The following is a 14,769-nucleotide window of genomic DNA, read 5'->3' as shown; positions in this document are numbered from 1 at the left end:
CTTCATGAACCGCGCCGCCGCTGCCATTGACGAGACGACGATCGACGTCGACGATTGCTGGAACCGGATCGGCACGCGCGGCGACCGCTCGTGCGAGCGGCTGAACGACTGCCTGCGCTGCCTGAACTGCCCGGTGTACGCGTATCACGCGGCGAAGCTGCTCGAGCGCCCGCTCGACGGCGCCGAGATGGCCGACACCACGCGCCGGATGAGCGCACCCGGCGCGCCGCACGTGCACGACGCCGATGCCGATACGCACCACGCGGCGCTGGCGTTCCGCGTGGCCGACGAATGGCTCGCGTTGCCGATCGGCGTGCTGCGCGAGATCGCCGGCACGCGCCCGATTCATTCGCTGCCGCATCGCCGCCATTCGGCCGTGCGCGGCGTCGTCAACATCCGCGGCACGTTGCGCATCGCGATCTCGATTGGCGCGCTGCTCGGCCTCGATGCCGGCAAGGGCGGCAAGGGCGGCAAGGGCGGCAAGGGCGGCAACGGCGGCAACGGCGGCAACGGCGGTGCCGATGGCCGCTTCACGCGGCTGCTGGTGGCGGCGCACCAGGGCGAGCCGGTCGTGTTTCCGGTCGACGAAGTCGAGGGCGTGCTGCGCTTCGGCGCCTCCGACTGGGTGCCCGTGCCGGCGACGGTCGGGCGCGCGAGCGCCGGCCTGTCGCGCGGCGTGCTGTCGTGGCGCGGCAAGTCGGTGGGCCTGCTCGACGACGACCGCCTGTTCGACGCAGTCACACGGAGCATGCGATGAGCGGCGATGACGACCTGAGCCACCTGTCGCTGCTCGAGCTGTATCGCGAGGAGACGCGCACGCAGACCCAGGCGCTGTCCGAGCGGCTGCTCGCGCTCGAATCGGGCGAACCCGATTCCGTCGCGCTCGAGGCGTGCATGCGCGCCGCGCATTCGCTGAAGGGCGCCGCGCGCATCGTCGGCGTGCCGCTCGGCGTCGACATCGCGGGGCGGATGGAAGAGTGCTTCGTCGCCGCGCAGGCCGGCACGATCGCGCTGACGGCCACGCACGTCGACGTGCTGCTGGCGGGCGTCGATCTGCTGGTACGCGTCGGCGATCCGCAGGGGCAGCCCGTCACGCAGACGGAGATCGACGTGTTCGCGGCGGCGCTGACCGGCGCCGACGGCGCACAGACGATGCAGGCGGTGGCCGCGGTCCCGCCGCCCGTGCCGCCGTCGGCCGTGCCGTATCGGGAGCACGACGGCGCCGCGAACGAACCCGTCGGGGCCAGCGCCGCGGTGCCGCCGCTTGCCGTCTCGGGCGGCGTGCCCGATCCGGCCCAGGCCGGCCGCGTGGCCGGCGCCGGCGCGATGCGGCGCGTGCGTGCGGATACGCTGAACCGGCTGCTGAGCCTGTCCGGCGAATCGCTGGTCGAATCGCGCTGGCTCAAGCCGTTCGCCGAATCGATGCTGCGCGTGAAGCGCGCCCAGCGCGACGCGGCCCGGTCGCTCGATTTGATGTACGAACAATTCGCCGACGATCTCGACGCGGGCATGCTCGCGTCGATGAACGAAGTGCGGCACATGCTCAACGACCTGCAGCGTTCGCTCGCCGAGCGCATGGACGAATTCGACCGCTTCGAGCGGCGCAGCACGCATATCGCCGAGCAGTTGTACGACGAAGCGCTGCAGTGCCGGATGCGGCCGTTCGGCGACGCGACACGCGCGTATCCGCGTATCGTCCGCGATCTCGCGCGCTCGCTCGGCAAGCAGGTGCGTTTCTCGATCGTCGGCGAGGGCACGCAGGTCGACCGCGACATCCTCGACCTGCTCGACGCGCCGCTCGGCCACCTGCTGCGCAACGCGATCGATCACGGTGTCGATTCGCCGGACGCACGGCGTGCGCGCGGCAAGCCGGCCGAGGCGAGCGTGACGCTGGAGGCGCGCCACAGCGCCGGCTCGCTGCTGGTCAGCGTGATCGACGACGGGCCCGGCGTCGACATGGACGCGCTGCGCGCGGCCGTCGTGCGCCAGCGCCTGACCGACGACGAGACGGCCGCGCGGCTGTCCGATCCCGAGCTGCTCGAATTCCTGCTGCTGCCGGGCTTCTCGATGCGCGATGCGGTGACCGACGTGTCGGGCCGCGGCGTCGGGCTCGACGCGGTGCAGGAGATGGTGCGCGGCGTACGCGGCGCGGTGCGGATCTTCAACGAGCCGGGCGCGGGCATGCGCTTCGTGCTGCAGTTGCCGCTCACACTGTCGGTGATCCGCAGCCTGCTCGTCGAAGTGGGCGGCGAGCCGTATGCGTTTCCGCTCGCGCACGTGCGCCGCACGCTCGAACTCGCGCACTTCGACATCGACGTGCTCGAAGGGCAGCCGCATTTCCCGTTCGACGGCCGGCGCGCGGGCCTCGTCGCCGCGCACCAGCTGCTCGACGCGGGCGAGCCCGACGTCGCGCGCACGAGCACGGCGGTCGTGGTCGTCGGTGCCGAGCCCGAGCTGTACGGCGTCGCGGTCGACCGCTTCCTCGGCGAGCGGATGCTCGTCGTGCAGCCGCTCGACAGCCGCCTGCACAAGATCCAGAACATCGCGGCCGGCGCGCTGCTCGAGAACGGCGACCCGGTGCTGATCGTCGACGTCGAGGACCTGATCCGCTCCGTCGACAAGCTCGTGCGCGGCGGGCAGCTCGCGCGGCTCACACGTGATCCGCAACTCGCGCTCGCCGACCGGCGCCGCCGCGTGCTCGTCGTCGACGATTCGCTGACGGTGCGCGAGCTCGAACGCAAGCTGCTGGAAAAGCGCGGCTACGACGTGACGGTCGCGGTCGACGGGATGGAAGGCTGGAACGCGGTGCGCAGCGATGCGTTCGATCTCGTCGTCACGGACGTCGACATGCCGCGCATGGACGGCATCGAACTCGTCACGCTGATCAAGGGCGATCCGATGCTCAAGCGCTTGCCGGTGATGATCGTGTCGTACAAGGATCGCGACGAGGATCGCCGTCGCGGGCTCGACGCCGGCGCCGATTACTACCTCGCGAAGAGCAGCTTTCACGACGAAGCGCTGCTCGATGCCGTGCACGACCTGATCGGGGACGCGCGCGTATGAACATCGGCATCGTCAACGACCTGCCGCTGGCCGTGGAGGCGCTGCGCCGCGTGATCGCGCTGCGCGCGGACCATCGCGTGCTGTGGGTCGCGACCGACGGCGACGAGGCGGTGGATTTCTGCGTCGCGCATCCGCCCGACGTGGTGCTGATGGATCTCGTGATGCCGAAGGTCGACGGCGTCGCCGCGACGCGCCGGATCATGGCGCGCGCGCCGTGCGCGATCCTGATCGTGACGGCGAGCGTCAGCGCGAACACGTCGTCGGTGTACGAGGCGATGGGCGCCGGTGCGCTCGATGCGGTCGACACGCCGACGCTCGCGCTCGGGCTGTCGACGGACGCGTCGCCGCAGGCGCTGCTCGCGAAGATCGACCAGATCGGCCGGCTGCTCGAAAGCCGCACCGCGGCGCTCGTGCCGCCGGGGCCGGCGCCCGAGCGCGGCCAGCCGACGCTCGTCGCGATCGGTGCGTCGGCGGGCGGGCCGACCGCGCTGACCGCGCTGCTGCGGGCGCTGCCGGCCGACTTCCCGGCGGCCATCGTGATCATCCAGCACGTCGACCAGGCGTTCGCGCTCGGGATGGCCGAGTGGCTCGACGGCTATACGCGGCTGCCGGTGCGCGTCGCGCGGCAGGGCAGCATGCCGCAGGCAGGCGAAGTGCTGCTCGCCGCGACCAACGATCACCTGGCCCTGTCGCCGCGCGGGGTGCTCGGCTATACGCGGTATCCGGTCGAGACGCCGTACCGGCCGTCGATCGACGTGTTCTTCAACAGCGTCGCCGACGGCTGGCAGGGCGAGGCGTTCGGCGTGCTGCTGACGGGCATGGGGCGTGACGGCGCCCTCGGCCTGAAGGCGATGCGCGCGAAGGGCTGCTACACGATCGCGCAGGACGAGGCGACCAGCGCCGTCTACGGGATGCCGAAGGCGGCCGCGGCGATCGGTGCGGCGTCGGCGATCCTGCCGCTCGAGCGGATCGCGCCCCAGCTGATCTCGCGCGTCACGCGCCCGCTGCGCGACTGACGGCGTCGTGGGGGCGAGCGATGCCGTCCCGTGGCCGCATTGCGGGCGGTGAGCAGCGTCGCGTACAATGGCGGCCAGCGGAGATGGCATGCCTCCCAGCGGTCGTATTCGGCGCGTTGTTGCGCACGGTGCGGCCCTCAACCGCCGGTCAGCCCGGCTGATGATGCCTGCGTGTTCCTGGGTCGTCAGGAGGTCGCAGGCCGTCCATGCGGGTTTCTGCCGCCCAGGTTTTGATGTTCCGTCGAATCTGGAAATCATGTTTTTCACCACTTCTGCCGATCTTCTCGCGACCGTGCGCTATGTATGCCGCTGGCTCGCGCTCTCGGCCCTGCTCGGCACGCTGGCCGGCACGGCTTCCGCCCTGTTCCTGATCGCGCTCGACTGGGCGACCGGCACGCGCGTCGCGCATCCGTGGCTGCTGTGGGGGCTGCCGGCCGCCGGTTTCGCGACCGGCTGGATCTACCATCGCTTCGGCCAGTCCGTCGCGCGCGGCAACAACCTGCTGATCGACGAGATTCACGATCCGAAGGCGCTGGTGCCGAAGCGGATGGCGCCGCTCGTGCTCGTCGCGACCGTCGTCACGCACCTGTTCGGCGGCTCGGCCGGCCGCGAGGGCACGGCCGTGCAGATGGGCGGCGCGCTCGCCGATCGCGTCACGCAGGTGTTCCGTCTCGATCGCGAACATCGCCGCGTGCTGCTGATGGGCGGCATCGCGGCCGGTTTCGCATCGGTGTTCGGCACGCCGCTCGCGGGCGCCGTGTTCGGGCTCGAGGTGCTCGCGATCGGGCGCGTGCGGTACGACGCGCTGCTGACCTGCGTTGCATCGGCGATCGTCGCGGACGTCGTCTGCCGCGCGTGGGGTGTGCATCACACGGCTTATGCGATTCCGTTCGTGCCGGCCGTGTCGGCGACGGGGCTGGCCGTGACGGTCGTCGCGGGCATGGCGTTCGGCGTGGTCGGGCGCTTGTTCGCGTTTGCGACGCATGCGTTGACCGCGTGGTTCAGGCGAGCCGTCCGCTATGCGCCGCTGCAGCCGGTGCTCGGCGGCCTGCTGGTCGCCGCGGCCGCGACCGCGCTGAACGTGCCGCAGTATCTCGGCCTCGGCATCCCGACGATCGAGGCTGCGTTTCATGGCCCGCTGCCGCTCTACGATTTCGCGGGCAAGTTCGCGTTCACCGTCGTCACGCTCGCGTCGGGGTTCAAGGGCGGCGAAGTGACGCCGCTGTTCTATATCGGCGCGACGCTCGGCAACGCGCTCGGCCAGGTGCTGGCATTGCCGGTGCCCGTGCTCGCGGGGCTCGGCTTCGTCGCGGTGTTCGCCGGTGCGGCCAATACGCCGATCGCATCGACGATCATGGCGATCGAACTGTTCGGCGCGGATATCGGCGTGTATGCGATCGTCGCGTGTGTCGTCGCGTATCTGTTTTCAGGGCATGCGGGGATTTATCGCGCGCAGCGGGTGGCGGTGGGGAAGGGCGCGCAGGTGGAGGCGGAGTGATGCGGGCGCAGAAGGCAGGTTCGTCGCGGTTCCTCCGGGAATGTGACGCATGCGATGTCGGAGGGAGAGCGTGTCGTTGCTGATACATCTGATCGGGCCGGGCGGCGCCGGCAAGACCACGGTCGGGGCGATCGTCGCGGCACGCCTGAACTGGCGGTTCGTCGACGTGGATCAATGCTTCCTGGCCGCGCACGGGAACATCGCCGACTTCATCCGGGACCGCGGCTATGTCGAGTACGTTTCGCACAACATCCGGCTGTACGAGCACCTCAAGCGCGACATGTCGGCGCCCACGATCTGCGCGGTTTCGTCCGGTTTCATGCTGTATCCGGCCGATGTTGCGCCGGCCTATCCCGCGCTTCGCCATTGCATCGAGGAGGACCGGTTCACCGCGCTCCTGTTGCCTTCGTTCGATCTCGAACGCTGCGCGAAACTGATCGTGGGCCGGCAAATGTCCCGGCCGTATCTGAATGCGAATGAAGCCGACGAGATGCGCAAGATCCGCGATCGGTTCCCCGCGTTCATGCGCTTGAACTGCAGGCGGTTTGCGAGCGACGGCCCACCCGAACACGTGGCGGCCGACATCGAACGCTTTATCGTGGCGTCGATGCCATCGAGTGAAGGCCGTCCGGATCCGGTCGCGGGCGGGCGGCCAATCCCGAGGCTTCGGCGACGGACCTGAAACCCCCGCTTCGTTACTGCTTCGGCAGCCGCGCGACATGCCGCGCCAGCAGCTCCTCGATATCGATGCCTTTTTCCGCCAGCAACGCGGTGACGACGCCGTTCAGTTCGCCGAGCGTTTCCTTGACCGCTTCCCGGATCGTATCGACGACCACCTGCGTGCTGCGCTCGATCTCGATGTTGACCGTGTCGTTGACGCCCTTTGCGTCGAAGGTCGTCGCGCGGCGCGTTTCGGGAATCAGCCAGACATCGAACCAGCCTTCGTCGCGGTTGACGTCGGACACCGTCAGGCTGCAGCCATTGATCGCGATATAGCCCTTCGCGAACACGTAGCGCTTGAACGCCTCCGGCACGCCGATGCGCACCATCCGGTTGTGTTCGGACATTGCGATGTGCCGGATGGTCCCGGTGAAATCCACGTGGCCGGACAGCGGATGACCGCCGATCTCCGCGCCGTCCTTCGCGGCGCGCTCCACGTTGATCCGGGCGCCGGTCGTCAGGTCGGCCAGCGTGGTGATGCGCAGGCTCGGCAGCATCACGTCGAAGTCGATCAGCTCCGGGGAGTGGATGGTCGTCACCGTCAGGCAGACGCCGTCGACCGACACGCTGGCGCCGATCTCGATATCGTCGGTGAACCGCTCGGGGAATTCGATGCTGAAAGTTCTCAGTTCCCCGTGATCGGCGATGCGCTTGATGCTGGCAACGCCCTGGACAATTCCTGTAAACATGGTCGATCCCTAGTCGCAAATTTCCTGGTCGACATGATAAGGGATACCGGAAAAGGGCACTCCTCGGCACGCGGCGCCGGGGCGGCAGGCCTGACGCGCGGACGCAAAAAAGGCCGCGCACCTGGCACGGCCTCGATCCGGATCCGTTTACTGACGCGCGCCGGCGGCGATGACCGCACCGCCGGCGCGCATTGCGACACGCTTGCGTCACACCTCGGCCGGCTCGCCCAGCGGCCCGGCATCGTCGTCCGCCGTGCGCCGCGGCGAATCGGCGAGCCCCTTCGCGAGCTCCAGCGCCTGCCGCTCGAACAGCCGGCGATAGATGCCGCCGTCGATCCGGATCAGCGCGTCGTGGCTGCCTTCCTCGATCACCTTGCCGCGATCGAGCACCAGCAGCCGGTCGAGCGCACGCACGGTCGACAGCCGGTGCGCGACCACGAGCGTCGTGCGACCGACCATCAGCCGCTCCATCGCCTGCTGAATCAGCAGCTCGCTTTCGCTGTCGAGGCTCGACGTCGCTTCGTCGAGAATCAGGATCGGCGCATCGGCGAGGAACGCACGTGCAATCGCGACCCGCTGGCGCTCGCCGCCCGACAGCTTGATCCCGCGTTCGCCGACGAGCGTGTCATAGCCGTCCGGCAGCGCGGCGATGAAGTCGTGCGCGCTGGCGAGCCGCGCGGCGCGCTCGATGTCGGCCCGGCTCGCGTCGGGCCGCGCATACGCGATGTTCTCCGCGAGCGTGCGGTGGAACAGCACGGGCTCCTGCTGGACGATCGCGATCTGGCTGCGCAGCGAATCCTGCCTTACCTGCGCGATGTCCTGGCCGTCGATCGTGATGCGGCCGCCCGACACGTCGTACAGGCGCTGGATCAGCTTGATGAACGTCGTCTTGCCCGATCCCGAGTGGCCGACGAGGCCCACGCGCTCGCCCGGCGCGATGCGCATCGAGAAGTCGTCGTACAGCGGCACCGGATGGTTGCCGTAGCGGAACGTCACGTGCTCGAAGCGGATCTCGCCTTGCCCGATCCGGATCGCCGGCGCGTTGGGGCGATCGTCGATGCCGAGCGGCTGGCGTTCGAGCGCGACGAGTTCCTCCATGTCGTTCACCGAGCGCTGCAGGTTGCGGATGTGCATGCCGACGTCGCGCAGGTAGCCCTGCAGCATGAAGAACATCGTCAGCGCGAACGCGATGTCGCCGACGCTCGCCTCGTCGTTCACCCACAGCCGCAGCGCGACGCCGATCATCGCGGCCTGCATCGCAACGAGCATGGCGCCCTGCAACCCGCCGTTCAACGTGCCGCGCACCCACGTGCGGCGCGTGCGTTGCCGCCACTTGCCGATCACGCGTGCGAGCCGCGCTTCCTCGCGCGTTTCCGCGCCGAACGCCTTCACGACGGCGTTGCAGCTCACGGCATCGGCGAGCGCGCCGCCCATGCGCGTGTCCCACAGGTTGCCGAGCCGCGCGGCCGGCGCGACGATGCCGAGCGACACCGCCACCGTCACCGTGATGTACAGCAGCGAACCCGCGCCGACGACGAGCCCCATCACGGGCCAGTGCGTGCCGAGCAGCACGGTGGCGCCGACGAGCATCGTGACCGACGGCAGCAGCGCGATCAGCACGGTGTCGTTCAGCAGGTCGAGCGCCCAGATCCCGCGCGTGATCTTGCGCACGGTCGAGCCCGCGAAGCTGTTCGCATGCCAGTCGGTCGAGAAGCGCTGCACGCGGTGGAACGACGCGGCCGCGATCTCGCTCATCATCTTCAAGGTGAGCGTGATGATGTTCAGGTAGACGCCTTGGCGCAGCACCGTCGCGCCGAGCCCGAGCGCGGCGAGCGTGCCGAACGCGACGAGAGCCGCATGCCACGCGGCGGCGCGGTCGGTCAGGCCGGTCGACAGCGCGTCGACGAGGCGGCCGGCGAACAGTGGCGTGAGCACGTCGGCGAGCGCGGCGAGCAGCGCAAGGCTCGCGACCGTGGCGGTGCGCGCGGGCTGCTTGCGCCAGTAACGGAAGGTGAAGCCGAAGACGGCCTGGAATGCCTGGCCGCCCAGATGGGAGGTTTTTCTGGTCATTTATCGTTGCCCGGCGCATCGCGCGACGGGACTTTCCGGTTCGGAGAACATCGAAAACGCAACAGCCGGCCCGCGCGAAACTCGCGGGCGGAAACGAAACGGGCTGTCGGGAAACGGCGCGGCTGACGGGTCAGCGAAAAACTCGGGAGCCGGCGCGGACGGCGGGCTGGATCAGCTACGCCGTGGGACCACGTTCGGGAAGGTTGCTGGCATTCGGAACATCTGCACCTCCCCTGAAGTGAACGGTTGAAAGGACGCCGAAAAGACGTGAAAAGATTCTATCAGCAGTGTCGGGCACGCCGCAACGTCTGACGAATGCGGCGTTGCAGCGTCGATACGGTTAGTATTCGGGTTTTTGGCCCTTCTTTTGCGGGCCAGCCACAATGCGGCAGCGCAAGGGCCGGCACGCGCATCGATTACACTTCGGCGTTTGCGGCGCATGGCGCCGCGGCCCTCGCAGATTCACCACGATACATTCCTGAGGAAACGATGAGCGACGTTCAGCAAGGCATCCTGACCCCGATCGATACGGCGGCCCGATACCTCACTTTCACGATTTCGAATGACGGCAGTGTGGCAGCGGCGCTGGCCGCGCTGCGCGAGATCGTCGACGGACGCGACACGGTGGTCGGGTTCGGGCATGCGCTGGCGGCGTACCTCGGGCACCCGGTGCCGGGCCTGACCGATTACCCGGCGTTCGCTGTGAAGGACCGCACGCTGCCGGCGACGCCGGCCGACGTGTGGGTCTGGCTGCGCGGCGACGACCGCGGCGAGATCGTGCTGCGCGCGCGGGCGATCGAACGCGCGCTGGCGCCGGCGTTTGCGTTGCAGGATGCGGTGGACGGTTTCCGCTATTCGAACGATCGCGACCTGTCCGGCTACGAGGACGGCACGGAGAACCCGGAAGGCGACGAAGCGGTGGCCGCGGCGATCGTGACGGGGCAGGGTGCGGGGCTCGACGGGGCGAGCTTCGTCGCGGTCCAGCAATGGCTGCACGACTTCGACCAGATGGAGCGCATTCCGTCGGGCGACATGGACAACATCATCGGGCGCCGCCGCTCGGACAACGAAGAACTCGACGACGCACCCGAGTTCGCGCACGTGAAGCGCACCGCGCAGGAAAGCTTCGAGCCCGAGGCGTTCATGCTGCGCCGCTCGTCGCCGTGGTCGGACGCGCGTCGCGCGGGCCTCTATTTCGTCGCGTTCGGCTGCTCGTTCCGCGCGTTCGACGTGCAGATGCGCCGGATGAGCGGCGCGGAAGACGGGATCGTCGACGGCCTGTTCCGCTTCACGCGGCCGCTGACGGGCGCGTATTTCTGGTGCCCGCCGCTGAAGGACGGCAAGCTCGACCTGTCCGCGCTCGGGCTGTAAGCGCCTGACGGGTTCGACGAAACGGGGGGCCGCGCATCGTGCGCGGCCCCCCGTTTCTTTTTGCGCGGCGATCGTGTGCCGTGTGCTTTCTGTGCGTGACGTGTCAGTTCAACGTCGTGTCGATCCGCGTGCCGCGCTTGATGAACTGCGTGACCGGCGTTTTCTCGCAGATTTCGGCGAGGCGCTGGCGTTGCGCATCGTCGAGCGGGCCGTCGAGCGTCACGACGCGGCGCACGTATTGCGTGCCGTCGCGATCGGCATGCAGCTCGGTGCGCACGTCGATGCGCGTGGCCGGCCACGTCTTGCGCTGCATGTACATGCGCAGCGTCGCGGCCGTGCATTGCGCGAGGCCGGCCAGCACGAACTCGTACGGCGCCGGCCCGCGATCCTGGCCGCCTTCGCGGGGCGCTTCGTCGCCGGTCAACGCGTGCGTGCCGGCCTGCAGCTGGACGACGTAGTCGGGCGCATCGGCGTCGAGGACGGCGGCGGCATGGATGAGCGACATGGCAAGTCTCCGGTCAGCGGAAAGTGGGAATAGGGAAGAGGGTGACGCGCAGCCGTCAGCATACCGCCCCGATCGGGGCGGCGTGCGCCGCGCGGCTATGCGTCGGTGACGCTGGCGCTGCTGCGCACGAGCGCGGCGATACGTTCGCGCACCCACTGGTGCGCGCGATCGGCGTCGCGCGATTCGTGCCAGTACGCGAGGAGCGGGAACGGCTTGAGCCGCAACGGCAGCGGCCGCACGACGATCGGCAGCAGCGCGGCCATCCGCAACGCATAGGTGTGCGGCAGCGTGACCAGCAGGTTGCCGGTCGCGGCGATCTGGCACGCGGCGAAATAGTGCTGGCAGGTGAGCCGGATGTCGCGGAAGCGGCCGTCGTTGCCGAGCAGCACGTCGAGCGATTGCGGCTCGCCGAGCGACGACACCGCGACGTGCTGCGCCGCGAAATAGTCGCCGCGCCGCAGCGGTTCGTGCGCAAGCGGATGATCGCCGCGCAGCGCGACGACGAGCGAATCGTCGAGCAGGTGTTCGGTGGCGATGCGCGGGCCGGTCGGCACGCGGCGATCGACGGCGAGATCGAGATTGCCCGATGCGAGTTCGCGCTCGATGTCGGCCACCGCGATGCGGCGGCTCACGAGCCGCAGGCCGGGCGCTTCGTCGGCGAACGCGGCGACGATCCGCGGCAGCGCGATCGATTCGAGCACGTCGCGAATGCCGACCGCGATGCTCAGGTCGAGCGTCGCGGGATCGAATGCCGACGGTGCGCGCGCGGTGCCTTGCAGGCCCTTCAGGTGCAGCTGCACGTCCGCGATGATCGTACGCGTGCGTTCGGTTGCGACGACGCGGTTGCCCTGCCGCACGAACAGCGGATCGTCGAAATGCGCGCGCAGCCGGTTGAGCGCATGCGTGACAGCCGGCTGCGTGAGGTGCAGCGCGCGGGCGGCCGCGCCGATGCCGCCATGGACGTAGACGGCGTCGAGCACGCGAAACAGGTTCAGGTCGAGACGGTGATCGGCGGGCACGGGGCGCGGGGGGGCGTGGTGAAGGGTGGACCGATTCTAAAGGATGCGCAGGCATTGGATAGGCGGGCTTTCCTCCGTGGCGATCGATGGCACGGGATAAGAATCAATATCGTTTGAGCCGATATTCGGTTGTGCATTTATCCGGATATCCGACGCAATAAGTCGTAATGAAATGCGCGGATTGCGACATACACAATCGCAATAATGGGCGATATCGGCCCGGGTAATTCCACATCGGGCCGCCAGCAAACCGCGACAGCCTGTAGTAATCCGCCATCATGCTGTCCACGTCGGCCATTTCGCGCCAAAGGCGCGACCCGTTCGGCTAAGATGCCGTCGCTTCATATTTCGGGATAGCCGTCCTGTCGCACGCATTCAAACCAAATATAAGCCTGACAGTTCGACGGTATTAGAAGAAGTCGAACAAGTCGGGGGCTTGGCCAGTGAATGCAGCAGATCAGAGATGGGTCGTTATCTATTTGAGTACGGGATTTTCGTTGGCCCAGGCCGCGCGTCTTGGCGAGGCTTTCAACCTGGCGAATCGCCTGCACCCACACAGTGCTGACTACCAGTTGAAGTACGTATCCGAAAGCGGGGGGCTGTTGCAGTCGTCCTCCGGCGTGAGCATCGCGACCGATCCGCTCGGTGACGAGCACGGCCGCCGCGCGCTCGCGTTCTTTCATCTTCACGGTGACCGCGCGACCGTCAACTGGGACGACGCATTGCAGCGTCGCCTCTCCGACATTCGCCGTCATGCGCGCTGGATCGTCGACGGGATGGACCTGCCCACGCTCGCGGCCATGCAGCGTCCGTCGGCGGCGATCGAAGGGCGGCCCGGCCGGGGCGGGCGACGGGTCGCCACGACGGTCGAGCTGCAGGCCGGCGAAACCGACGTGTTCGCCGCCGTGCTCGACATGTTCCGCGCCGAGCTCGGCGACATCGCCGCGCAGGAGATCGCCAGCAACCTGCTGCGGCCGGTCGAGCAGCGCTATACGCAGTCGATGTGGGCCTTTCGCGAGCTGAGCGCGAGCCCGTCGATCCGGATGTCGGCGCAGCGGCTGCGCGCGCAGAGCGTGAACCGCATCTCGATCGCGAGCGCGGCCCAGGCCGCCGCGATGAGCGAGCGCAACTTCCTGCGGCGCTTCAAGAAGGAAATCGGCGTGACACCGACCGAGTTCGTCCAGCACGTGCGGCTCGAGCGCGCCTGCCACATGCTGGTCCACACGACGCTGCCGGCGGATAAAGTCGCGCGCCGCACCGGGTTCGGCAGCGGCGAGCGGCTCGCGAAGCTGTTTCGCCAGCGCATGCTGATGTCGCCGACCGAATTCCGCGTCACCGAGCGCGAAAGGATCCTCACCCGTGGCGTGAGGCCGGCCGAGGCGGGCGAGGGGGCCGGCGACGGCACCGAGGGGCATCGCGCCGCGTGAGAGGCCACGCGCGAGAAAATCGGGCGGATACCCGTAGAATCGTCCTGTCCCGATCTCGAGCCCCGGTTTCCATGTCCTTCCTCCCCACCACCGCCACCGCCCCTTTTTGCCCGTCGGAAGTAAAGGGCAGCATCACGATCGATGCCGGCGCGCCGCGCTGGCAGAAGCTCAAGCGCTTCTTCGGCCCCGGCCTGCTGGTCGCGATCGGCTACATGGATCCCGGCAACTGGGCGACCGACATCCAGGCTGGCTCGCAGTTCGGCTATTCGCTGCTGTGGGTCGTCGCGTTCTCGAGCCTCGCGGCGATCTTCCTGCAGATGCTCGCGGCGCGGCTCGGCCTCGTCGCCGGCCGGGATCTCGCGCAGGCCAGCTACGACCGCTACGGCCGGTTCGGCCGCATCGTGCAGTGGGTGACCGCCGAAGTGTCGATCATCGCGTGCGACATCGCGGAAGTCCTCGGCTGCGCGCTCGCGTTCAAGCTGCTGCTCGGCGTGCCGCTCGCGTGGGGGATCGTGCTGACCGCGCTCGACACGGTGATCGTGCTCGGCCTGCAGGGCAAGGGGTTCCGGCAGATCGAGGCGATCGTGCTCGCGCTGATTGCGACGATGGCGTTCTGCTTCGTCGCGCAGGTCGCGATCACGCCGCCCGACTGGCACGCGGTGGTCGGCGGGCTGGTGCCGGGCGATCCGGGCCACGACCGCAAGGACGCGATCGTGCTCGCGCTCGGCATCGTCGGCGCGACGATCATGCCGCACAACCTGTACCTGCATTCGTCGGTCGTGCAGACGCGGCACGTGGTCGGCGGCACGCGCGGGATGATCCGCGACACGCTCGCGCTGGTGCGCATCGATACCTGCGTGTCGCTGTTCGTCGCGATGCTTGTCAACGCGGCGATCCTGGTCGTCGCGGGCGCGGCCTTCCATGCGACGGGCCTGCACAACGTGACCGACATCGAGCAGGCCTACAAGCTGATTACGCCGATCGCGGGCGGCGCGGCCGCGCTGTTGTTCGGCATCGCGCTGCTCGCGTCGGGGCAGAGCTCGACGCTGACCGGCACGATCGCCGGCCAGGTGATCATGGACGGCTTCCTGCGCACGAAGATCCCGTGCTACCAGCGCCGGCTGATCACGCGCGGGCTCGCACTCGTGCCGGCGCTGATCGGCGTGCTGTGGCTTGGCGACAGCTCGGTGGGGCAGCTGCTGGTGTGGAGCCAGGTGCTGCTGAGCCTGCAGCTGCCGTTCGCGATGTGGCCGCTGATCCGCTCGGTCAGCGATCGCAACACGATGGGCGAGCACACGATCGGGCGCGGGATGCAGATTGCCGCGTGGGCGTTGTTCGCCGTCATCACCGGCACGAACCTGCTGCTGATTACCGGTGTCGCGGGCTGATAC

11 protein-coding genes, 1 pseudogene and 1 riboswitch are annotated in these 14,769 nt (G+C 68.7%); of the genes and pseudogenes, 8 read left to right on the top strand and 4 right to left on the bottom strand.

What is annotated here, in order from left to right; genetic code table 11:
- The first annotated feature begins 4 nt into the window (after positions 1–4).
- The 5 genes from F3J15_RS00305 (at position 5) to F3J15_RS00285 (ending at position 6,259) form a co-directional block, all read left to right on the top strand.
- Entirely contained in the window at positions 5–757 is a 753-nt protein-coding gene (locus F3J15_RS00305; RefSeq protein WP_166886300.1) for a chemotaxis protein CheW, read from the top strand.
- Complete coding sequence (locus F3J15_RS00300) at positions 754–3,063, top strand: hybrid sensor histidine kinase/response regulator (protein ID WP_166886297.1); 2,310 nt, start codon at positions 754–756, stop codon at positions 3,061–3,063. The genes F3J15_RS00305 and F3J15_RS00300 overlap by 4 nt, the downstream gene beginning before the upstream one ends.
- Positions 3,060–4,079 (top strand): chemotaxis response regulator protein-glutamate methylesterase, encoded by a 1,020-nt coding sequence (locus F3J15_RS00295; protein ID WP_166886294.1) that lies wholly within the window; start codon positions 3,060–3,062, stop codon positions 4,077–4,079. The genes F3J15_RS00300 and F3J15_RS00295 overlap by 4 nt, the downstream gene beginning before the upstream one ends.
- 70 nt (positions 4,080–4,149) lie before the next feature.
- Positions 4,150–4,256: riboswitch (Fluoride riboswitch) on the top strand.
- Positions 4,257–4,335: 79 nt separating this feature from the next.
- Complete coding sequence (locus tag F3J15_RS00290) at positions 4,336–5,577, top strand: voltage-gated chloride channel family protein (RefSeq protein WP_166886291.1); 1,242 nt, start codon at positions 4,336–4,338, stop codon at positions 5,575–5,577.
- A 70-nt stretch (positions 5,578–5,647) separates the two neighbouring features.
- Entirely contained in the window at positions 5,648–6,259 is a 612-nt protein-coding gene (locus tag F3J15_RS00285; RefSeq protein ID WP_345891958.1) for a shikimate kinase, read from the top strand.
- Positions 6,260–6,272: 13 nt separating this feature from the next.
- Here F3J15_RS00285 and F3J15_RS00280 read toward each other — a convergent pair whose 3' ends face one another.
- Both F3J15_RS00280 and F3J15_RS00275 read right to left on the bottom strand, forming a co-directional pair.
- Positions 6,273–6,986: a riboflavin synthase subunit alpha gene (locus F3J15_RS00280; RefSeq protein ID WP_166886285.1), complete on the bottom strand. Its 714-nt coding sequence runs from the start codon at positions 6,984–6,986 to the stop codon at positions 6,273–6,275.
- 207 nt (positions 6,987–7,193) lie between these two features.
- Positions 7,194–9,056 (bottom strand): ABC transporter ATP-binding protein, encoded by a 1,863-nt coding sequence (locus tag F3J15_RS00275; RefSeq protein WP_166886282.1) that lies wholly within the window; start codon positions 9,054–9,056, stop codon positions 7,194–7,196.
- 489 nt (positions 9,057–9,545) lie between these two features.
- Between F3J15_RS00275 and F3J15_RS00270 the strand changes: the two genes are divergently transcribed.
- Complete coding sequence (locus tag F3J15_RS00270; protein ID WP_166886278.1) at positions 9,546–10,427, top strand: Dyp-type peroxidase; 882 nt, start codon at positions 9,546–9,548, stop codon at positions 10,425–10,427.
- Positions 10,428–10,530: 103 nt separating this feature from the next.
- Here the strand turns inward: F3J15_RS00270 and F3J15_RS00265 are convergent, their stop codons facing one another.
- Together F3J15_RS00265 and F3J15_RS00260 are read right to left on the bottom strand one after the other, a co-directional pair.
- Entirely contained in the window at positions 10,531–10,932 is a 402-nt protein-coding gene (locus F3J15_RS00265) for an OsmC family protein (RefSeq protein ID WP_089486274.1), read from the bottom strand.
- 95 nt (positions 10,933–11,027) lie between these two features.
- Positions 11,028–11,951 (bottom strand): LysR family transcriptional regulator, encoded by a 924-nt coding sequence (locus tag F3J15_RS00260; protein ID WP_166886275.1) that lies wholly within the window; start codon positions 11,949–11,951, stop codon positions 11,028–11,030.
- A gap of 497 nt (positions 11,952–12,448) precedes the next feature.
- Here F3J15_RS00260 and F3J15_RS00255 point away from each other — a divergent pair.
- Both F3J15_RS00255 and F3J15_RS00250 read left to right on the top strand, forming a co-directional pair.
- A pseudogene (locus F3J15_RS00255) lies at positions 12,449–13,501 on the top strand (helix-turn-helix domain-containing protein).
- Positions 13,450–14,766, top strand: coding sequence for an Nramp family divalent metal transporter (locus F3J15_RS00250; RefSeq protein WP_089447304.1), 1,317 nt, complete (start codon positions 13,450–13,452; stop codon positions 14,764–14,766). The pseudogene F3J15_RS00255 and the gene F3J15_RS00250 overlap by 52 nt, the downstream one beginning before the upstream one ends.
- Positions 14,767–14,769: the final 3 nt, after the last annotated feature.

The organism is Burkholderia sp. Ap-955, assembly GCF_011753045.1.
GTDB classification, from domain to species: Bacteria; Pseudomonadota; Gammaproteobacteria; order Burkholderiales; family Burkholderiaceae; genus Burkholderia; species Burkholderia lata_D.
Note: the sequence above shows the minus strand (reverse complement) of the source record. Positions and strands in the feature narration are given on the sequence as shown.